17 protein-coding genes are annotated in these 18,983 nt (G+C 62.6%); 9 read left to right on the plus strand and 8 right to left on the minus strand.

Annotation, left to right across the window (positions count from 1 at the left end; translation table 11 throughout):
• Window positions 1-16 precede the first annotated feature (16 nt).
• Window positions 17-799, plus strand: coding sequence for a TrmH family RNA methyltransferase (locus HWX91_RS18650; protein ID WP_028199359.1), 783 nt, complete (start codon window positions 17-19; stop codon window positions 797-799).
• 75 nt (window positions 800-874) lie between these two features.
• Here HWX91_RS18650 and ppsR read toward each other — a convergent pair whose 3' ends face one another.
• Entirely contained in the window at window positions 875-1,690 is an 816-nt protein-coding gene (gene ppsR, locus HWX91_RS18655) for a posphoenolpyruvate synthetase regulatory kinase/phosphorylase PpsR (RefSeq protein WP_028199358.1), read from the minus strand.
• A gap of 551 nt (window positions 1,691-2,241) precedes the next feature.
• Between ppsR and ppsA the strand changes: the two genes are divergently transcribed.
• From ppsA to HWX91_RS18670, 3 genes are all read left to right on the plus strand, one after another.
• The gene (gene ppsA, locus HWX91_RS18660) at window positions 2,242-4,647 is read left to right on the plus strand and encodes a phosphoenolpyruvate synthase (RefSeq protein ID WP_028199357.1); all 2,406 of its coding nucleotides are present in this window, start codon (window positions 2,242-2,244) and stop codon (window positions 4,645-4,647) included.
• Window positions 4,648-4,805: 158 nt separating this feature from the next.
• Complete coding sequence (locus HWX91_RS18665) at window positions 4,806-5,261, plus strand: NfeD family protein (RefSeq protein ID WP_028199356.1); 456 nt, start codon at window positions 4,806-4,808, stop codon at window positions 5,259-5,261.
• Between the two features lie 75 nt (window positions 5,262-5,336).
• Window positions 5,337-6,269 carry an SPFH domain-containing protein gene (locus tag HWX91_RS18670; protein ID WP_028199355.1) on the plus strand — a complete coding sequence of 311 codons (933 nt, stop codon included), beginning with the start codon at window positions 5,337-5,339 and terminating at the stop codon, window positions 6,267-6,269.
• Window positions 6,270-6,335: 66 nt separating this feature from the next.
• Here HWX91_RS18670 and smpB read toward each other — a convergent pair whose 3' ends face one another.
• A complete protein-coding gene (smpB, locus tag HWX91_RS18675) occupies window positions 6,336-6,788 on the minus strand; it encodes an SsrA-binding protein SmpB (RefSeq protein WP_028199354.1) in 453 nt (150 codons plus the stop codon).
• A 100-nt stretch (window positions 6,789-6,888) separates the two neighbouring features.
• Between smpB and HWX91_RS18680 the strand changes: the two genes are divergently transcribed.
• Together HWX91_RS18680 and HWX91_RS18685 are read left to right on the plus strand one after the other, a co-directional pair.
• Window positions 6,889-7,326: a type II toxin-antitoxin system RatA family toxin gene (locus HWX91_RS18680; protein WP_028199353.1), complete on the plus strand. Its 438-nt coding sequence runs from the start codon at window positions 6,889-6,891 to the stop codon at window positions 7,324-7,326.
• A complete protein-coding gene (locus HWX91_RS18685) occupies window positions 7,323-7,655 on the plus strand; it encodes an RnfH family protein (RefSeq protein ID WP_028199352.1) in 333 nt (110 codons plus the stop codon). The genes HWX91_RS18680 and HWX91_RS18685 overlap by 4 nt, the downstream gene beginning before the upstream one ends.
• A gap of 12 nt (window positions 7,656-7,667) precedes the next feature.
• Here the strand turns inward: HWX91_RS18685 and HWX91_RS18690 are convergent, their stop codons facing one another.
• Window positions 7,668-8,645, minus strand: coding sequence for a DMT family transporter (locus HWX91_RS18690; RefSeq protein WP_028199351.1), 978 nt, complete (start codon window positions 8,643-8,645; stop codon window positions 7,668-7,670).
• A gap of 359 nt (window positions 8,646-9,004) precedes the next feature.
• Here HWX91_RS18690 and guaB point away from each other — a divergent pair, with 359 nt between their 5' ends.
• The 3 genes from guaB (at window position 9,005) to guaA (ending at window position 12,984) form a co-directional block, all read left to right on the plus strand.
• On the plus strand, window positions 9,005-10,465 hold the full coding sequence (guaB, locus tag HWX91_RS18695) for an IMP dehydrogenase (protein WP_028199350.1): 1,461 nt from the start codon (window positions 9,005-9,007) through the stop codon (window positions 10,463-10,465).
• A 6-nt stretch (window positions 10,466-10,471) separates the two neighbouring features.
• A complete protein-coding gene (locus HWX91_RS18700; RefSeq protein ID WP_028199349.1) occupies window positions 10,472-11,197 on the plus strand; it encodes a hypothetical protein in 726 nt (241 codons plus the stop codon).
• A gap of 203 nt (window positions 11,198-11,400) precedes the next feature.
• Complete coding sequence (gene guaA / locus HWX91_RS18705; protein ID WP_028199348.1) at window positions 11,401-12,984, plus strand: glutamine-hydrolyzing GMP synthase; 1,584 nt, start codon at window positions 11,401-11,403, stop codon at window positions 12,982-12,984.
• Between the two features lie 226 nt (window positions 12,985-13,210).
• On the opposite strand, the gene HWX91_RS18710 is transcribed toward guaA, so the two are convergent.
• The 5 genes from HWX91_RS18710 to HWX91_RS18730 all read right to left on the minus strand — a co-directional run bounded on the left by HWX91_RS18710 (window position 13,211) and on the right by HWX91_RS18730 (window position 18,977).
• Window positions 13,211-13,603: a RidA family protein gene (locus HWX91_RS18710; RefSeq protein WP_028199347.1), complete on the minus strand. Its 393-nt coding sequence runs from the start codon at window positions 13,601-13,603 to the stop codon at window positions 13,211-13,213.
• A 45-nt stretch (window positions 13,604-13,648) separates the two neighbouring features.
• Window positions 13,649-14,473: an isocitrate lyase/PEP mutase family protein gene (locus tag HWX91_RS18715; RefSeq protein WP_028199346.1), complete on the minus strand. Its 825-nt coding sequence runs from the start codon at window positions 14,471-14,473 to the stop codon at window positions 13,649-13,651.
• Between the two features lie 47 nt (window positions 14,474-14,520).
• Window positions 14,521-15,057, minus strand: a complete 537-nt coding sequence (locus HWX91_RS18720; RefSeq protein ID WP_028199345.1) for a carboxymuconolactone decarboxylase family protein — start codon at window positions 15,055-15,057, stop codon at window positions 14,521-14,523.
• A 174-nt stretch (window positions 15,058-15,231) separates the two neighbouring features.
• Entirely contained in the window at window positions 15,232-16,191 is a 960-nt protein-coding gene (locus HWX91_RS18725) for an AraC family transcriptional regulator (protein WP_042276531.1), read from the minus strand.
• A 104-nt stretch (window positions 16,192-16,295) separates the two neighbouring features.
• Window positions 16,296-18,977: an excinuclease ABC subunit UvrA gene (locus HWX91_RS18730; protein WP_028199344.1), complete on the minus strand. Its 2,682-nt coding sequence runs from the start codon at window positions 18,975-18,977 to the stop codon at window positions 16,296-16,298.
• Window positions 18,978-18,983: the final 6 nt, after the last annotated feature.

An 18,983-nucleotide genomic window follows, 5' to 3' on the forward strand; every position in this document is an offset into this window, starting at 1 on the left:
ACTGTCTTCGCTGCCTGTGAAAGCCATCACCTCGCGGGACAATCCGCTCTACAAGCGCCTTAAGGCGCTGGCCGGCTCGACGCATCAGCAGCGTCGCAGCGGCCACGCGCTGCTCGAAGGCTTCCATCTCGCGAGCGCCTATCTCGACGTCGCCGGGCAGCCGGAAATGTGCGTCGTGACCGAGGGTGCGTTGCGTCACGACGAAGCGCAGGCCATCGTGTCGCGCATCGACGAGCACCGCATCGTCACGCTGCCCGACGCATTGTTCGGGCAGTTGTCGAACGTTGTGCATGGTGTGGGAATTCTGTTGCTGGTCGAGAAGCTCGACACGCCGCTGCCGGACAAGGTCGCGCAGACCTGCCTCGTGCTCGACGGCGTGCAGGACGCCGGCAACGTCGGTTCGATTCTGCGCAGCGCGGCGGCCGCCGGGATTCAGCAAGTGTTTTGCGCACCGGGCACGGCTTACGCATGGTCGTCGAAGGTTCTGCGCTCGGGCATGGGCGCGCATTTCCTGCTGAAAATCCACGAGGATGTCGAGCCACAGGGGTTGATCGAGCGCCTTGCGGTGCCCGTCGTCATCACGGATTCGCATGGCGCCGAGGCGATCTACGATTGCGATCTGAGCGGACCGCTCGCATGGGTCTTCGGCAACGAAGGAGCCGGCGTGTCGCAGACCTGGCGCGATGCGGTTTCGTTGCGGGTGACGATTCCTCAGCCGGGCGGCATGGAATCGCTCAATGTGGCGGCTGCGGCGGCTGTGTGTGTATTCGAACAATGCCGCCAGCAGCGCCGCGCATGAGCTTGCACTGACTTCAGTGTGAGGCCGCCTGCGCGGCCTCCTCAGCACCATGCACGCAGGTAAAGCTGGCCACGCTCAATAAGCCGGCCGGTCCAGCTTGATCTCCTGCAGGATCGTCGTCGCGATCTCCTCGATCGATTTATGCGTCGACGACAGCCACTTGATTCCCTCACGCCGCATCATCGCTTCAGCTTCATTGATCTCGTAGCGGCAATTCTCCGGCGCGGCGTATTTGCTGCCCGGCCGGCGCTCGTTGCGAATCTCCGAAAGCCGCTGCGGATCGATCGATAAACCAAACATTTTCTGCCGATGCGCCAGGAGCGGCGTAGGCAGCTTGCCGCGTTCGAAGTCTTCCGGAATCAGTGGATAGTTGGCCGCTTTCACCCCGTACTGCATGGCCAGATACAGGCTCGTCGGCGTTTTGCCGCTGCGCGAAACGCCGACCAGAATCACATCGGCATCGGCCAGATTGCGGTTCGATTGACCGTCGTCATGGGCGAGCGAGAAATTGATGGCCTCGATCCGGTTCTTGTATTCCTCGGTATCGGCGTTCTGGTGGCCGCGTCCCATCGCGTGGCTCGACTTGAGCTCCAGTTCCTGTTCGAGCGGCTCGACGAAGGTCTGGAACATGTCCAGTACGAGCGCATTCGAGCCTTTGACGATCTGATTCGAGGCACTGTCCACCAGCGTCGTGAAGACAATCGGACGGCGGCCGTCCTGTTGGGTCGCTTCGTTGATCTTTTCGAGCGTGACGTAGGCTTTTTCCGTCGAGTCGACGAAGGGCACGCGAACCAGGCGGAATTTCTGGTCGAACTGGGAGAGGATCGAATGCGCGAAGGTTTCGGCAGTGATCCCGGTACCGTCGGAGACGATGAATACGGTGGGCGGCATCAGTGGGGCTGGGGGAACGTGAGCGGGAAAAAGCGCTCGAATGAAACATCGCTGCATGGGCGTCGCTGCACGGTGGCTAACCGGAGGTTGCAGCGGCGTCATTTCAGCGCGCCGTGGGCACCGCAATTGCGTCCAGACGGTAGTAGGGCTTCGCGAGAACCTCGCAAGAACCCGTCAGCCGGTCCGGCGCGCGATTCGAGGCGCAATTCTCGTCCGACTGTCACATTTTGAGAGTCGGCACGGTAGAATAGCGGCAACCTGTTGGATAAGCAATTGCAGGCGATTGGCGCCTAACTCACCGCGAACGGTCGGTCAACGCCGCGCTTTGCGCCGGTAACTTACGGCAAATTGAGAGATTTGGCTGGATCGATCGGTAATTTCGTCCATCCGCTTTCTACTTCGTGCATCTGGCGCTTTTTGGTCCGCGCGGCCATCTGCGGCGATTGCTTCTCCAACAGGTTGTGCAAGACGCGAGATCACGCTTCCAATAAGCGTCTCGCGTTCAAGCCCACTTGCACAGCCGTGAATTTCTTTCACACTTAGGGGCTTGTATGACTAACGCAGTTACCGTCGCAAAGGAAGAGGCGTATGTAGTTCCGTTTGAGCAGTTGCGGATGACCGATGTGGAGATTGTCGGCGGCAAGAATGCGTCGCTGGGCGAGATGATCAGTCAGCTCGCCGGCGCGGGCGTTCGCGTGCCAACTGGCTTCGCCACCACGGCACTGGCTTTCCGCGATTTCTTGCATCACAACAATCTGACTGAACGCATCGCCAAACGCCTCGAAACGCTTGACGTCGACGACGTGAAGGCGCTTGCCGAGGCGGGCAAGGAAATCCGCCAATGGATCGTCGACGCGCCGCTGCAGCCGCGTCTCGAAGCGGACATCCGCGCGGGCTTCGACACCCTGCAAAACAGCTCGCCTGAAGAGTTGTCGTTTGCCGTGCGTTCGTCGGCAACGGCGGAAGACTTGCCGGACGCATCGTTCGCGGGTCAGCAGGAAAGCTATCTCAACGTGGTCGGCATCGACGAGGTGCTCGATCGCATGAAGCACGTGTTCGCGTCGCTGTATAACGACCGTGCCATCTCCTATCGCGTCCACAAGGGCTTCACTCACGCTGAAGTCGCGTTGTCCGCGGGCGTGCAGCGCATGGTGCGTTCGGACGTCGGCGCGGCAGGCGTGATGTTCACGCTGGACACGGAATCCGGCTTCAAGGACGCCGTCTTCATCACGTCGAGCTATGGCCTGGGCGAAACGGTCGTGCAGGGCGCCGTAAATCCGGACGAGTTCTACGTCTTCAAGACCACGCTTGCACAAGGCAAGTACCCGATTATCCGCCGCTCGATCGGCTCGAAGCTGATCAAGATGGAATTCACCAAGGCCGGCGAACAAGGCCGCGTGAAGACCGTCGACGTCGCGCACGAGCAGCGCAACCGTTTCTCGATCACCGACGAAGACGTGATCGAACTCGCGAAATACGCCGTCATTATCGAAAAGCACTACGAGCGTCCGATGGACATCGAGTGGGGCAAGGACGGCCGCGACGGCAAGATCTTCATCCTGCAGGCGCGTCCGGAAACGGTGAAGAGCCAGGCCACGGGCAAGGCCGAGCAGCGCTTCAAGCTGAAGGGCCAATCGAACGTGCTGGCTACCGGCCGCGCGATCGGCCAGAAGATCGGCGCGGGTCCGGTGCGCGTGATTCACGATCCGTCGGAAATGGACCGTGTACAGCCGGGCGACGTGCTGGTGGCCGACATGACCGACCCGAACTGGGAGCCGGTGATGAAGCGCGCATCCGCCATCGTCACGAACCGTGGCGGCCGGACCTGCCACGCGGCGATTATCGCGCGTGAGTTGGGCGTGCCGGCCGTGGTCGGTTGCGGCGACGCCACCGACGTGCTGAAGGAAGGCTCGCTCGTAACCGTGTCGTGCGCCGAAGGCGACGAAGGCAAGATCTACGACGGTCTGCTCGAAACCGAAGTCACCGAAGTGCAGCGCGGCGAACTGCCGCCGATTCCGGTGAAGATCATGATGAACGTCGGCAATCCGCAACTGGCCTTCGACTTCTCGCAACTGCCTAACGCAGGCGTGGGTCTGGCGCGGCTCGAATTCATCATCAACAACAACATCGGCGTTCATCCGAAGGCGATTCTCGAATATCCGAACATCGATCAGGATCTGAAGAAGGCCGTGGAAAGCGTGGCGCGTGGCCATGCATCGCCGCGCGCGTTCTATGTCGACAAGCTGACCGAGGGTATCGCAACGATCGCGGCGGCGTTCTATCCGAAGCCCGTGATCGTGCGTCTGTCGGACTTCAAGTCGAACGAGTACAAGAAGCTGATCGGCGGTTCGCGCTACGAGCCGGACGAAGAAAACCCGATGCTGGGCTTCCGTGGCGCATCGCGTTACATCGCCGACGACTTCGCCGAAGCGTTCCAGATGGAATGCGTCGCGCTGAAGAAGGTGCGCGAGGAGATGGGCCTCGATAACGTCGAGATCATGGTGCCGTTCGTGCGCACGCTGAAGCAGGCTGAGCGCGTGGTCGGGCTGCTGGAGAAGTTCGGCCTGAAGCGCGGCGAGAAGGGCTTGCGCCTGATCATGATGTGCGAAGTGCCGTCGAACGCGATTCTTGCCGAGGAATTCCTGCAATTCTTCGACGGTTTCTCGATCGGTTCGAACGACCTGACGCAGCTCACGCTTGGCCTCGACCGCGACTCGGGCATGGAACTGCTGGCAGTCGATTTCGACGAACGCGATCCGGCGGTGAAGTTCATGCTCAAGCGCGCGATTGAAACCTGCTTGCGTCTGAACAAGTACGTCGGTATCTGCGGCCAGGGTCCTTCGGATCATCCGGACTTCGCGCAGTGGCTGACCGATGAAGGCATCGCGTCGATCTCGCTGAACCCGGATTCGATCATCGAGACGTGGCAGCAACTGGCGAAATCGCTGAAGAAGTAATTGAGCGCCGGGCGCAGGCCCGATAAGCGGCTTGCATAAAGGGCGGTGCGGTACGTCAAAAGCGCGTAAAAGCGTGCTGCACCGCCCGGTAATATGCACCCGCTTCGTGCTATAAACACCCCGGTAGATCCGGGGTGTTTTGCTTTGTGGAGATCAACATGGCGCCAGGTGGATTGTTCTGGTGGATCGGGGCCGGTGTGCTTGTCGTACTGGAGTTGATCAGCGGCACGTTCTATTTGCTGATGATCGCGTTGGGTTGCGTCGCGGCCGCGATTGCCCATATTGCAGGTGCCGCCGCCGATCTGCAGTTTGCGATTGCAGCCGTCGTGGCGCTGGCCGCGGTGCTACTGCTGAGGCGCTCGCGCTTCGGGCGCAGAACGCGCAAGGAGGCGTCGAAGAACCCTGACGTCAATCTGGATATCGGCCAGACTCTGGCCGTGCCGACGTGGCACGAGCACCGGGCGCGCGCCAATTACCGCGGCGCTGCCTGGGACGTCGAACTGGCCGCCGGCGAGCCCGAAGATGCGCAGCTTTATGAAATCGTCGAGATGCGCGGCAGCTGCCTTGTGGTTGTGGCCAGCCGGCAGGCGAAAACCAGGGTGACGGTGCACTGAGCGCGCACCCATGTCTGCACCAACGCGTGCACACAACGACGTACAACTATTCGAACTACGGACCGGAGGTCAGCAATGGACTCAACCATCGTCGCGGCGGTGCTTCTCGTTATCGTGATCGTGCTGGCGGCACAGACACTCAAGATCGTGCCGCAGCAGCATGCGTGGGTGCTGGAGCGGCTTGGCCGCTATCACCGTACGCTGACGCCGGGTTTGAGCTTTGCGTTTCCGTTCGTCGACCGGATCGCATACAAGCACATCCTCAAGGAGATCCCGCTCGAAGTGCCGAGCCAGGTGTGTATTACGCGCGACAACACGCAATTGCAGGTGGATGGCGTGCTGTATTTTCAGGTCACCGATCCGATGAAGGCGTCGTACGGTTCGAGCAACTTCGTGTTCGCGATTACGCAGTTGTCGCAGACCACGCTGCGTTCGGTGATCGGCAAGCTCGAGCTCGACAAGACGTTCGAGGAGCGTGATTTCATCAATCACAGCATCGTGTCGTCGCTCGACGAAGCCGCCTCGAACTGGGGCGTCAAGGTGCTGCGCTACGAGATCAAGGACCTGACGCCGCCAAAGGAAATTCTCCACGCAATGCAGGCACAGATCACCGCCGAGCGCGAAAAGCGCGCGCTGATCGCGGCGTCCGAAGGGCGTAAGCAGGAGCAGATCAATATCGCGTCCGGTGGCCGCGAAGCGGCGATCCAGAAATCCGAAGGCGAACGACAGGCGGCGATCAATCAGGCGCAAGGGCAGGCGTCGGCGATTCTGGCGGTGGCCGAGGCTAACTCGCAGGCGATTCAGAAAATCGCTGCGGCAATCCAGTCGAACGGCGGGATGGAGGCCGTGAACCTGAAGGTGGCCGAGCAGTACGTGAACGCGTTCGGCAACCTGGCCAAGCAGGGCACCACGCTGATCGTGCCGGGCAACCTGGCGGATATGAGTTCGATGATCGCCTCGGCGCTAACGATCGTGAACAAGGGCAAGGGCGCGACCGAAGTGCGCTGATTCAGGTTTGCTGCAGCCAATAAAAATAGCCCGCTTCTGCGGGCTATTTTTATTGGGGCGTCGCGCTCACGATTGCGACGGCGAACGCATCAGGCGCGCCTTCTCGCGTTCCCAGTCGCGCTTCTTTTCCGTCTCGCGCTTGTCGTGCTGCTTCTTGCCCTTGGCCAAGCCGATTTCGCATTTGACCCGGCCGCCCTTGTAGTGGAAGTTCAGCGGCACGAGCGTGTAGCCGCGCTGCTCGACTTTGCCGATCAGTTTGCTGATTTCCTCGCTATGCAGCAGCAGCTTGCGCGTGCGCACCGGGTCCGGGTGGATGTGGGTCGAGGCTTCGGGCAGCGGGCTGATGTGCGTGCCGATCAGGAACAGTTCGTTGTTCTTGATCACCACGTAGCCTTCCTTGATCTGGCCACGCCCGGCGCGCAGGGCTTTGACCTCCCATCCTTCGAGCACGAGTCCTGCTTCGTAGCGTTCTTCGACCGAATAGTCGTAGAAGGCTTTTCTGTTGTCTATGATGCTCATGAATGGAAAGTGCCCAACTCGTTTAAAATCACGATTTTAGCAAAGCGGGGCGAGGAAAGCCCGCGGCGCTTGCCCACCCTTGCCACGCGCTGTTCAATTTATGGCAGATGTCCAGAAAACCGTGTTGATCCGCCATTCGGCGGAACAGATGTTCGACCTCGTTACCGACGTCGCCGATTACCCCAACTTCCTGCCCTGGTGCGGGGGTGTCGAAATTCGCCGCCAGGACGAAACCGGCATGGAGGCGAAGATCGATATCAACTTCAAGGGCATCAAGCAGCATTTCGCCACCCGCAACAGCATGGAGCGGCCCACGCGCATCGATATGGAGTTCGCTGACGGTCCGTTTCGCAAGTTCACCGGCTTCTGGCGTTTCACGCCGCTGCGGGCGGATGCCTGCAAGATCGAATTCGCGTTGCACTACGAATTCACCAACATCATTCTCGAGAAGATCATTGGGCCGGTGTTCAGCCACATTGCCAACACCTTCGTCGAATCGTTCGTGAAGCGCGCCGATCAGCGCTACGGTAAGGCATGAGCGCTCGCTTGTCGATTGAAGTCTGCTACGCGCTTGCCAATGAGCAGACGCTGATCGCCGTCGACTTGCCGGAAGGCGCCACGCTGCGGCAGGCGCTCGACGCAAGCGGCATCTTGCAGCGTTACCCGCAGATCGATCTGGGCACGCAGAAAGTAGGCGTGTTCGGTAAGCTCAAGCCGTTGGATACCGTGCTCGCCGACCATGATCGCGTCGAGATTTATCGGCCGCTGCTGGTGGATCCGAAGCTCTCGCGTCAACGGCGCGTCGAAAAGACGCGCAAAGCGGGTTCAATCGAAGGGCGCCGCTGGCAGAACAAGGATTCGCGTTAGCGTGCCAATGCGCTAGTGCGCGGACGGCTGCGCCTTGTCCTCGATCGACACGGTGCCGGACGTACCGTCGTCCGCATGCTGGCGCACCGACCAGCACACCCCCGCCACCAGCAGCAGGATCGCCGCGGTTTCCAGTGGGCGTGGCAGGCGCTGGTCGTAGATGAACGCGTAGAGCAGCGCGAAGAGCGTTTCGAACACGATCATCTGGCCGGACAGGGTCAGCGGCAGCCGCTTCGACGCGGCATTCCACAACCCGTTGCCAAGCCACGACGCGCCGACCGCGAGGCCCAGATTCAGCATCCAGAAGGTATGCCAGCGCGCGTCGCCGAGTGACGCCTGCAGGGCGCCGGACGGCATGAGGGCGACTACCAGCCACAATGCCGCGCCGAGCGCGCCGGTCACCACACCCCATAACACCGACCACTCGTTACCGCTGAAATGCGTCTGGCGCTGCAGGTAGCGGGCGTTTTCGACGGCAAACCACGTCCAGCAGGCGAGCGCGCCGACCGCGCAGGCGAGGCCGAGGAGTTTTGTCGCGATACTCACGGGCGTGCTGTCCGCGACCGTGAAGACGTCGATGTTGATGCAGGCGATGCCGGCCACCACTAGGCAAAGAGGCCATGCTAGGCGGGCGAGCGGCACGGCGCCGTGATCGCGCCGGCCGAGCAGCGTCACCGTGACCGGCAGCACCCCGACGATCAGCGAGGCTGGCGCGATGCCGATCATATGGACAGATGCGGTCAGCAACAGGTAGTAGAGCAGGTTGCCCGCGAGCGCCAGTTTGACCAGCGCGCCGAAATCCTCGCGGGTCAGGCGTTTGACCAGCGAGCGTGCCATCGGCAGCGCGGCGGCCAGCGAGACGATGCCGTACATCGTGTAGCGGCCTGCGCTCAGCAGCAGCGGCGAAAAATCGGGCAGGACGCGCGGCACTAGAAACACCATGCCCCATAAGGCCCCGGCCATTACTCCATATGCCACACCGCGCTGCATTGACTGCCCCTGCAAGAAAACTGGAATGGTCGGCAGAATAGCCGTTTGGCGGGCCAGGCGTCTTGTTTGATTCTGCATTCCAGCGGTTTTATCCGGTGTTTTCAGCCGCCTTTTAACTTCCGGGCGGCGGCCCGGGGGCGTGGGAGCCTGTCAAATTGCCGCGCATTCGAGCCGTGTGGCGTCTCCATGCACTCGAACGCGCAAACGAAACCGGATCGAACTCGAGGCGAACCCGGAACCGAAATCGGAAGGGGTAAAGTCGTGAAAAAAATCCCCCGAAATTCGCTAAGCTGCTGTTAGTGCAGTGAAAACCGGGGAGGTATCGCGTATAATTCGCTTTTGCGCCTATAGGATTTGCCATGCGTCTGATCCAAACAGCACTCACGTTCGATGACGTGCTCCTCGTCCCGGCTTTCTCCGATGTTCTGCCGCGCGACACCAGCCTCAAGACCCGGCTGACCCGCAACATCTCCCTGAATATGCCGCTCGTGTCCGCCGCCATGGACACCGTCACCGAAGCCCGTCTCGCGATCGCGATGGCGCAAATGGGTGGCGTGGGCATCATCCACAAGAATCTCACGGCAGCCGAGCAGGCGCGTGAAGTTGCCAAGGTCAAGCGCTTCGAATCGGGCGTCGTGCGCGATCCGATCACCGTGCCGCCGCAAATGAAGGTTCGCGACGTCATTGCGCTGTCACGTCAGCATGGCATTTCAGGTTTCCCGGTCGTCGAAGGCGCGCAACTGGTCGGCATCGTCACGAACCGCGACTTGCGTTTTGAAGAGCGTCTGGACGAACCGGTGCGCAACATCATGACGCCGCGCGAGCGTCTCGTCACCGTCAAGGAAGGCACGCCGCTCGCCGAAGCCAAGGCGCTGATGCACAGCCACCGCCTTGAGCGCGTGCTGGTCATCAACGACGCATTCGAACTGCGCGGCCTGATGACCGTCAAGGACATCACCAAGCAAACCGAGCACCCGGACGCTTGTAAAGACGAGCACGGCAAGCTGCGCGCGGGCGCGGCGGTCGGTGTGGGCGAAGACAATGAAGAACGCGTTGAGCTGCTGGTGCAGGCGGGCGTCGACGTCATCGTGGTCGACACGGCGCATGGTCACAGCAAGGGCGTGCTCGAGCGCGTTCGCTGGGTCAAGCAGAACTTCCCGCACGTCGAGGTGATCGGCGGCAACATCGCCACGGCCGCGGCGGCCAAGGCGCTGGTCGAATATGGCGCGGACGGCGTGAAGGTCGGTATCGGCCCGGGCTCGATCTGCACGACGCGGATCGTGGCCGGTGTGGGCGTGCCGCAGGTCACGGCGATTTCGAACGTGTCGGAAGCGCTGAAGGGCACCGGCGTGCCGGTTATTGCCGACGGTGGCGTGCGCTTCTCGGGCGACGTCAGCAAGGCGCTGGCCGCCGGCGCGAATTCCGTGATGATGGGCAGCATGTTCGCCGGCACCGAAGAAGCGCCGGGCGACGTGTTCCTGTTCCAGGGCCGCCAGTACAAGTCGTACCGTGGCATGGGCTCGGTCGGCGCGATGAAGGACGGCGCAGCAGACCGCTACTTCCAGGACAATTCCGCGAATATCGACAAGCTGGTGCCGGAAGGTATCGAAGGCCGCGTCGCCTACAAGGGCTCGGTCAACGCGATCCTGTTCCAGCTGATCGGCGGCGTGCGCGCCAGCATGGGCTACTGCGGCTGCCGCACCATCGCGGAGATGAACGACAAGGCCGAGTTCGTGCAGATCACGGGCGCGGGCTTGCGCGAGTCGCACGTGCATGATGTGCAGATCACCAAGGAAGCGCCCAACTACCACGTGGACTAAACGCCAATGAAGCCATTGCTGCGCGCTGTACTCATCCTCGATGCATTGCTGCTGCTTGCGTTCGGCGTGCTGTTTCTGCTGACGCCCTGGACTTCGTTGTACAACGCGCTGCAATTGGTGCAAACCCAGCCGGCTCTGGTCGGCCAGGGGTTTGGCGTAGCGCTGATCGGGCTCGCGTGGCTAGCTTTGCACGCGTCGATCGACGGCGCGCTCACGTCGACGGTCGCCAAGGTTGTCGGCCATGTGAACTGGCTGACCGGCGTGCTGATGCTGGTCTGGCTGCTCGGGCTGCATACGCCGGCACTGACCGGCTTCGGACAGATCATCGCCGTGCTGACCGGTGTCGTGCTGCTGGTGGTGGGCTTGGGCGGTGTGCGTCTGTCGGGCGCGGTGCGGCGGCGTGAAAAGCTGCGGCTGGTTGAAGCCGCTGCCGCCGAACGTGCCGAAAAGCAGGCCGCGAAAGATGCCGCCAAAGACGCTGCCAACAGGCGCGACGCCGGTCGCGTGACGGCGGAGCCGGTCTATCGCGCTGAGCCGGTCGTAGAGCCGGTTATGCCGGTCACACGGCCTGTGAGTCCTGTATCGGCTGTGCCGGTCTACCCGTCGGTCGACGAACCGGGTCTGACGGCCTCTGAACGCGCCGCACGGGCTGAGGCAGCCGTAGCGCGGGACGACGCGCGCAACGCCGCCGCCGATGCGCCTGGTGCGCCCCGGCCGCCGTTTCATGGCTGACGCGTCAAGCGCCAGAACGCCTGCCGAAGCAACCGGATTCCGTTCGCGCGCGCCGCAGGCAGGTGCCTGCGGTGCTGAACGGTCCAGCGCGCTTCATCGCTACGCTTCAGGTTCGATGGTCCTTACGTGGACCGCTTTGAATTCAACGCCGCGCTTCTTGCGCGGTATCCCGTATCCGTTCACTTTTGACTCCGTCCGCTGCCATGCATGACAAGATCCTGATCCTCGACTTCGGTTCGCAAGTCACCCAACTGATTGCACGTCGCGTTCGCGAAGCCAACGTGTATTCGGAAATTCATCCGTACGACGTCGATGCGTCGTTCATTCGCGATTTCGCACCGAAGGGCGTGATTCTCTCCGGCGGCCCGAGCTCGGTCACCGAAGCGGATACGCCGCGCGTGCCGCAAGTGGTGTTCGAACTCGGCGTGCCCGTGCTGGGCATTTGCTACGGCATGCAGGCGATGGCCGAGCAGCTCGGCGGCAAGGTCGATATCGGCCACCTGCGTGAGTTCGGCTATGCCGAAGTGCGCGCACGCAACCATACGAGCCTGCTCGAAGGCATCAGCGACTTCACCACGCCGGAAGGTCACGGCATGTTGAAGGTGTGGATGAGCCACGGCGACAAGGTGCTGGAAATGCCGCAGGGCTTCAAGCTGATGGCGTCGACGGAATCGTGCCCGATCGCGGCGATGGCTGACGAAGCGCGTCATTTCTACGGTTTGCAATGGCATCCCGAAGTGACGCACACCGTGCAGGGCCGCGCGATGCTCGAACGCTTCGTGCTGCAGATTTGCGGCGCGAACCCTGACTGGGAAATGGGTCATTACATCGACGAAGCCGTCGCGAAGATTCGCGAGCAGGTGGGTAACGAGCACGTGATTCTGGGTTTGTCGGGCGGCGTGGATTCGTCGGTGGCGGCGGCGCTGTTGCATCGCGCGATTGGCGATCAGCTGACCTGCGTGTTCGTCGATCACGGCCTGCTGCGTCTGAACGAAGCCGAGCAGGTGATGGCAACGTTCGCTGAGAACCTTGGCGTCAAGGTGATCCACGTCGACGCGAGCGAAGTGTTTCTGTCGAAACTGGCCGGCGTGACCGACCCGGAAGCGAAGCGCAAGATCATCGGCGCGGAATTCGTCGAGGTGTTCCAGACTGAAGCCAACAAGCTGACCGACGCGAAGTGGCTCGCGCAAGGCACGATCTATCCGGACGTGATCGAATCGGCCGGCAAGGGCAAGAAGGCCACGCAGACCATCAAGAGCCACCACAACGTGGGCGGCCTGCCTGAGACGCTGAATCTGAAGCTGCTCGAACCGCTGCGTGAACTGTTCAAGGACGAAGTGCGCGAACTGGGCGTGAAGCTCGGTTTGCCGCCGGCCATGGTGTATCGTCATCCGTTCCCGGGCCCGGGTCTGGGTGTGCGGATTCTCGGCGAAGTGCGCCGCGATTTCGCCGATCTGCTGCGTCGTGCGGACGCGATTTTCATCGAGACGCTGCGTACCTTTATCGACAAGGAAACCGGCAAGTCCTGGTATGACCTGACGAGTCAGGCGTTCGCGGTGTTTCTGCCGGTGAAGAGCGTCGGCGTGATGGGCGACGGACGGACTTATGAGTATGTCGTGGCGCTGCGCGCTGTGCAGACGCTGGACTTCATGACCGCGCATTGGGCGCATCTGCCGCATGAGTTGCTGGGGCATGTGTCGAACCGCATCATTAATGAAGTTCGTGGGATTAACCGGGTGGTTTATGACATCTCGGGGAAGCCGCCGGCGACGATTGAGTGGGAATGATTGGACGTCAGGTACGTACCGGTAGGACCTAGCAATAAAATGCACCTAAGCCCGCGTCACAGCGGGCTTTTTTCATTTTTTTCCTACTCGATTCACGGACGGCAGGAGACGCTAACGTTCGGGCGATACGGTGTTGGCGAATCTCTCCCGGCCGCGATCCGTTACCTGACGCGATTTCGATTCGTCCATGAGCGGGGCTGGACATCCCGGTACGTTCCCGCGCCGTTCACACTGCGGCCACGCAGTCGATTTCGATATCGAAGCGGCCGGGCCACGCCGGTACGTTGACAAAAATCCGTGCCGGGGGCTGCGCACCGAAAAAGCGCGCATAGATCTCGTTGACTACCGGAAACTGCTCGACCGACGTGCAGTACACATTGCACTTGAGCACCTGATCCAGTGACGAGCCCGCCGTTTCCACGCACAGCTTCAGCTGTTCGAGCACGCGCTGCGTCTGCTGTTCGATCGGTGCGTCGAGCACTTCGCCGGTCTGCGGATCGAACGGCGGCAGGCCAGACACGTAAAGCGTGTCGCCGTGGCGGGTCACCACGGAGGTCGGTGCTTTCCAGCGTTCGAGCCAGCTCGACAGCGGTTCGACACGTATGATTTCTCGAGCCATCTGATGCTCCTTCAATGCAAAAAAGATAAGAGGGGATAACGCGTCTCACACATCGCCGGAGAACAGCGCATTGAGCTGCGCACCGGATGCAGCATTGCCGAAGCCGTCGAAACGCCCTTGCGAAAGCGCCTGCGCGGCGTGCATGAAACCACCCCACGCGGCCCGCGCGAGCGCGCCGCCGACACTCACGCGGCGCACGCCGAGCGCAGCCAGGTCCTGCAGCGTGAACGTCGAGTTCGCGCCGATCAACACGTTCACGGGCTTGGGCGCCACCGCTGCCACCACGGCCTCGATCTCCTCGCGTGTACGGATGCCGGGCGCGTAAAGGCAGTCCGCGCCAGCTGCCGCATAGGCTTTCAGTCGCGCGATCGTGTCGTCGAGATCGGGCACGCCGACGAAGAAATTTTCCGCGCGGCCGACCAGCAGCGTGTCGCCGCCGTTCTCGTCGATCGCGCGACGGGCCGCTTCGAGTCGCGCCACCGCAACCTCGAGCGGAAACAGCGGCGCGGCGGCGTTGCCGGTGGAGTCTTCGATCGACAGTCCCGCCACGCCGGTTGCGACCGCGAGCTTCACGCTTGCGGCCACATCGGCCGGACTCTCACCGAAGCCGTTCTCGAAGTCCGCGTTGACGGGCAGGTCGGTCGCGTCGACGATCGCGCGCAGATGGGCAAGAATGGATTCCCGGCTCACTCGATTGTCGGCGTGGCCGGTCGACCATGCATATCCCGAACTCGTGGTCGCGATGGCCTCGAAGCCCAGGCTGGCGAGATAACGAGCGCTGCCGGCGTCCCACGGGTTGGGCAGCACGAAGCAGCCGGTCGCGTGCAGGGTTCGGAACGCGGCGCGCTTTTCAGCGATGGTGCGTGACATGACAGGCTCCTGATGAATGAAGAGCCCTTGCGGGCTCCCGAATGCGTTCAGACGACTTCCTCATCGACCACGGGAAAATCGATTTCCGTATCGAAGGCGTTGTTGACGAAATTCGTCAGCAGAAACTGCGCACTGAGCGCAATGATTTCGACGATGTTCGCATCGCTGTAACCCGCGGCGCGCACCGTATCGAGATCGCCTGTGGCCACCTTGCCGCGCGTTTCCACCAGCTTGCGCGCGAACGCGACCGCAGCCGCCACGCGCGGCGATTCGGATTCGCCGCGACGGTTGCGGCGGATTTCGTCGTCGGACAGGCCGACAAGCTGGCTCGCCACATAGCTGTGCGCGCTCAGGCAGTACTGGCAGCCATTGACCTGCGAGACGGCGAGCGCGATACCGTCGCGCGTTTTGACGTCGAGTGTCTTCGCGAGCGCGCCTTGCAGACTAGCCCAGCCGTTCAGCGCGTGCGGGCTTTGCGCCATGATGCGAAAGAGATTCGGCGTGAGCTTCAGCTGACGCGAGACGGCGTCGACGACGGCTTGCGACTCTGCGGGAATGGTCTGCGGAATGGCGATACGGCTCATGACGATGCTCCTGATCGGTTATGGACGGCGGTTCGTTGCTGCAGGAACAGAGGTTTCTGCATTGATACGCAGTCTAGGAGCGCTCGCCGTGCATAAGGTCCGGCAAACGTGCGCAAAAGTCCGCCGCTGCTGGAATGCGCACAACGCCGGCCTCGAGCGGGCGCACGCCGCCGGTCAGGCGTCGGACGATGTCCGGTACTCGGCCGGCCCGGTGCCGTAAATTTCGCGAAACGCGCGCATGAACGCGCCGCGACTCGTGTAACCGGCGTTGCGCGCCACCTGGTCGAGCGCGAGGTCGCCGGCACGCAACTGGGCGGCGGCCTGGCGCATACGGATGTCGCGCAGCACCTGCATCGGCGCCCGGCCGAATGCCGCCGAGAAGCGCGCCATAAACGCCGAGCGGCTCAAATTGGCGATTTGCGCCAGACTCTCGACGGTGTGCGGCGCGGACGGCCGCGCGGTCATGTCGGCGAAGGCTCGCGCGATCTGCTGATCGCCGAGCAACGCGAAACGCTCCATCCAGAGCGCGCTGGTTTTCAGCGAGCGGCGTACCAGCGCAACGATCACCTGCTTGAGCAGCGCGCCCGACATCGCGCCGGCGCCGATTTCCTGCGCCATCAGTTCGTCGAACGCCGTGCGCAGATACATATCGAGCCGGTCGGCCGGATCGAACTGCTCGACGATCGGTGTCGAGAGCGTGTCGAAAAGATTGATCGAAGCGCCGAAAGCCGCATTGAAGTAACCGCAGATCATCACGGTCATGGGCTCTGTCGTTCCGGCGCGGAACCGGTTGATGGAATCGACGACGCGCTTGTGTTCGCGGCCGGAAACGAGAACCGGTGCGGTGCCCGCCCGTTTCGCGGGCACTTCGAGTTTCAGCGGATGATGCGGCGGCACGATCAGCAGCGTGTGCGGCGCAAGCGGAACCGTATCGGCGCCCGCGATATGCAGCAGGCCTTCGCCGGACAGAATGTAATGAATGCCCGGCGCGCCGTGGCCATCCAGTTCGAGCACGAAACCTTCGCTGACGAGGCATTCGGACAGGCCCAGCACGCGGATTTCGAGCAGTGCGATCAACTCGTCCAGATGAGCGGAAGTGATGCGTCTGGACGGCAGCGGCGTAGGGCTGGACATGTGGGCGAGAGACGGCCGTGATGTCGACCGTATCGAGAGGGACCGTCAATTGTCTCATGATGCGAAAGACCACCGTCAGACGTGTAGCCGCCGTTTTGCGTCTTTCATGCAACAAGGTGCTGCCGCAGATACTCCGCGGTTCGGCTTTCCTTCACGCGCACGACCTGGTCCGGTGTGCCGCTCGCGACGATCTTGCCGCCGGCGTCGCCGGCGCCCGGACCGACGTCGACAACCCAGTCGCTTTGTGCGGCCACCCGCATGTCGTGCTCCACGACGACGACGGTGTTGCCGGCATCCACGAGTCCCTGGAGTTGCACCATCAACCGGTCGACGTCGGCGGGATGCAGGCCGGTGGTCGGTTCGTCGAGGATATACAGCGTGTCGCCGCGTTGCGCGCGTTGCAGTTCCGTGGCGAGCTTGATGCGCTGAGCCTCGCCGCCGGACAATTCGGTGGCGGGCTGACCCAGCCGCAGATAGCCGAGGCCGATGTCGCGCAGCACTTTCAGTGCGCGCATCACGCCGGCTTCGTCAGCGAAGAAATCGCAGGCGGCGTCGACGGTCAGGCCGAGCACCTCGGCGATGTTCTTGTCGCGCCATGTGACTTCGAGCGTCTGCGTGTTGTAGCGCGTGCCGTGACAGGTCGAGCAGGGCGCATAGACGCTCGGCAGGAACAGGAGTTCGACGCTGACGAAGCCTTCGCCTTCACACGTCGGGCAACGGCCTTGCGCAACATTGAACGAGAAGCGGCCCGCGCCGTAGCGACGCTTGCGCGCCAGTGGCGTCTCGGCGAACAGCTTGCGCACGTGGTCGAAGAGGCCGGTGTAGGTGGCGAGATTGGAACGCGGCGTGCGGCCGATCGGTTTCTGATCGACGCGCACGAGGCGGCGCAGTGCGTCCATGCCTTCGGCAATGTGCCCGCCCGTCGGCGCGCTCGCGGCCGCGAGCAACGGGTCCTGCTCGTCGTCGTCCGGGTTTTCAAAGACGCGTCCAAGGTGGCTAGCGACCAGTTCCGGCAACGCCTGGCTCACGAGGCTCGATTTGCCCGAGCCCGACAGGCCGGTGACCGCAGTCAGGCAGCCGAGCGGAAACGCGGCGTCCAGCCCATGCAGATTGTTGCGCGTGATGCCGGCGAGCCGCAGCCAGCCGGCCGGTTTGCGGGTTGCGCGGGCGACGGGCGCGGGCGGCGCAAACAGATGCCGGCGCGTATGCGACGCTTCGACATTCGCGAGGCCGGCGGGCGGACCACTGTAGACCACATGGCCGCCGGCCTCACCGGCGGCGGGACCGACGTCGACGAGCCAGTCGGCGCGCCGCATCATCTGTAGATCATGTTCGACGACAAACAGCGAATTGCCCGCGGCCTTCAGGGTCTGCAGCGCGCTGAAGAGCGCCTCGCCATCCGCGGGGTGCAGGCCGGCCGATGGTTCGTCGAGTACGTATACGACGCCGAACAACTGCGACGACAACTGCGTGGCGAGTCGCAAGCGCTGCAGCTCGCCGGATGACAGCGTCGGCGTACTGCGCTCCAGCGCGAGATAGCCCAGACCCAGATCGACCAGAGTCGTCAGGCGTTCGAGCAACTCGGCTGCAATGCGTTGCGCGGCGACGCGTTTTTCCTCCGACAGGTTGGGCGTGCGCCGCACGTCGGGCGAGGCTTTATGCGCGGAACCGCCTGCGGCGATCCGCTTGTCGACGGCTTCGCGCATCGCGTTCCTGCTGAGTACGCTGCCTTTGCCGGCGTCTTTGCCCGAATGCGCTGCATCCGGCTCGGGCCATTGGCCGCGCGCGATCGGTTCGAGCATCTCGGCAAGCTTCGCCAGCGGCAACTGGGAGAACGCGCCGATATCGAGCCCGGCGAATTTCACCGACAGTGCTTCCTTCTTGAGCCGCTTGCCATGACAGGTCGGACAGACGCTGCCAATCATGAATTGCGACACGCGCTTTTTCATCAGCGCGCTTTGCGTGTTCGCGAACGTGTGCAGCACATAGCGGCGTGCGCCGGTAAATGTCCCTTGATAGCTCGGTTCGTCCTTACGCTTGAGCGCGGCACGCGTTTCTTTCGGCGTGAGCCCGGCGTAGACGGGCACGGTCGGTTGTTCGTCGGTGAAGAGAATCCAGTCGCGGTCTTTCTTGGGCAAATCGCGCCACGGTTTATCGACGTCGTAGCCAAGGGTCACCAGAATGTCGCGCAGGTTTTGTCCGTGCCACGCGGGCGGCCATGCAGCGATTGCGCGCTCGCGAATGGTCAGCGAGTCGTCGGGAACCATCGATTTTTCCGTGACCTCGTAGACACGGCCAAGTCCATGGCAAGTCGGACAGGCGCCTTGCACCGTGTTCGGCGAGAAATCCTCGGCGAACAGCATGGGCTGCTTCGGCGGGTAGTCGCCCGTGCGCGAATAGAGCATGCGCACGAGACTCGACAGCGTGGTCACGCTGCCAACCGAGGAGCGCGCGCTCGGCGTGCCGCGCTGCTGTTGCAATGCGACCGCGGGCGGCAGGCCTTCGATAGCGTCCACTTCGGGCACGCCGACCTGTTCGATCAGGCGCCGGGCATACGGCGCGACCGATTCGAAATAGCGCCGCTGCGCTTCGGCATACAACGTGCCGAATGCCAGCGACGATTTGCCCGATCCGGACACGCCGGTAAAGACGACCAGCGCGTCACGCGGAATCTGGACATCGATGTTTTTCAGGTTGTGCTCGCGAGCGCCGCGCACCCGCACGAAGCCGGTGAAGGCGGCTTCCTCGGGCGGCGTCGAGCGAGCTTTTTGGGGGATGGCGTCCATATCGAT

It is taken from the genome of Paraburkholderia fungorum (assembly GCF_902833645.1).
Taxonomy (GTDB): domain Bacteria; phylum Pseudomonadota; class Gammaproteobacteria; order Burkholderiales; family Burkholderiaceae; genus Paraburkholderia; species Paraburkholderia fungorum.

Coding starts and splice junctions, on each gene's coding strand:
- ppsR (WP_028199358.1), bottom strand. CDS start 1,690: ATGCCGCCCACCGTATTCATCGTCTCCGACGGTACCGGGATCACTGCC.
- ppsA (WP_028199357.1), top strand. CDS start 2,242: ATGACTAACGCAGTTACCGTCGCAAAGGAAGAGGCGTATGTAGTTCCG.
- HWX91_RS18665 (WP_028199356.1), top strand. CDS start 4,806: ATGGCGCCAGGTGGATTGTTCTGGTGGATCGGGGCCGGTGTGCTTGTC.
- HWX91_RS18670 (WP_028199355.1), top strand. CDS start 5,337: ATGGACTCAACCATCGTCGCGGCGGTGCTTCTCGTTATCGTGATCGTG.
- smpB (WP_028199354.1), bottom strand. CDS start 6,788: ATGAGCATCATAGACAACAGAAAAGCCTTCTACGACTATTCGGTCGAA.
- HWX91_RS18680 (WP_028199353.1), top strand. CDS start 6,889: ATGGCAGATGTCCAGAAAACCGTGTTGATCCGCCATTCGGCGGAACAG.
- HWX91_RS18685 (WP_028199352.1), top strand. CDS start 7,323: ATGAGCGCTCGCTTGTCGATTGAAGTCTGCTACGCGCTTGCCAATGAG.
- HWX91_RS18690 (WP_028199351.1), bottom strand. CDS start 8,645: ATGCAGCGCGGTGTGGCATATGGAGTAATGGCCGGGGCCTTATGGGGC.
- guaB (WP_028199350.1), top strand. CDS start 9,005: ATGCGTCTGATCCAAACAGCACTCACGTTCGATGACGTGCTCCTCGTC.
- HWX91_RS18700 (WP_028199349.1), top strand. CDS start 10,472: ATGAAGCCATTGCTGCGCGCTGTACTCATCCTCGATGCATTGCTGCTG.
- guaA (WP_028199348.1), top strand. CDS start 11,401: ATGCATGACAAGATCCTGATCCTCGACTTCGGTTCGCAAGTCACCCAA.
- HWX91_RS18710 (WP_028199347.1), bottom strand. CDS start 13,603: ATGGCTCGAGAAATCATACGTGTCGAACCGCTGTCGAGCTGGCTCGAA.
- HWX91_RS18715 (WP_028199346.1), bottom strand. CDS start 14,473: ATGTCACGCACCATCGCTGAAAAGCGCGCCGCGTTCCGAACCCTGCAC.
- HWX91_RS18720 (WP_028199345.1), bottom strand. CDS start 15,057: ATGAGCCGTATCGCCATTCCGCAGACCATTCCCGCAGAGTCGCAAGCC.
- HWX91_RS18725 (WP_042276531.1), bottom strand. CDS start 16,191: ATGTCCAGCCCTACGCCGCTGCCGTCCAGACGCATCACTTCCGCTCAT.
- HWX91_RS18730 (WP_028199344.1), bottom strand. CDS start 18,977: ATGGACGCCATCCCCCAAAAAGCTCGCTCGACGCCGCCCGAGGAAGCC.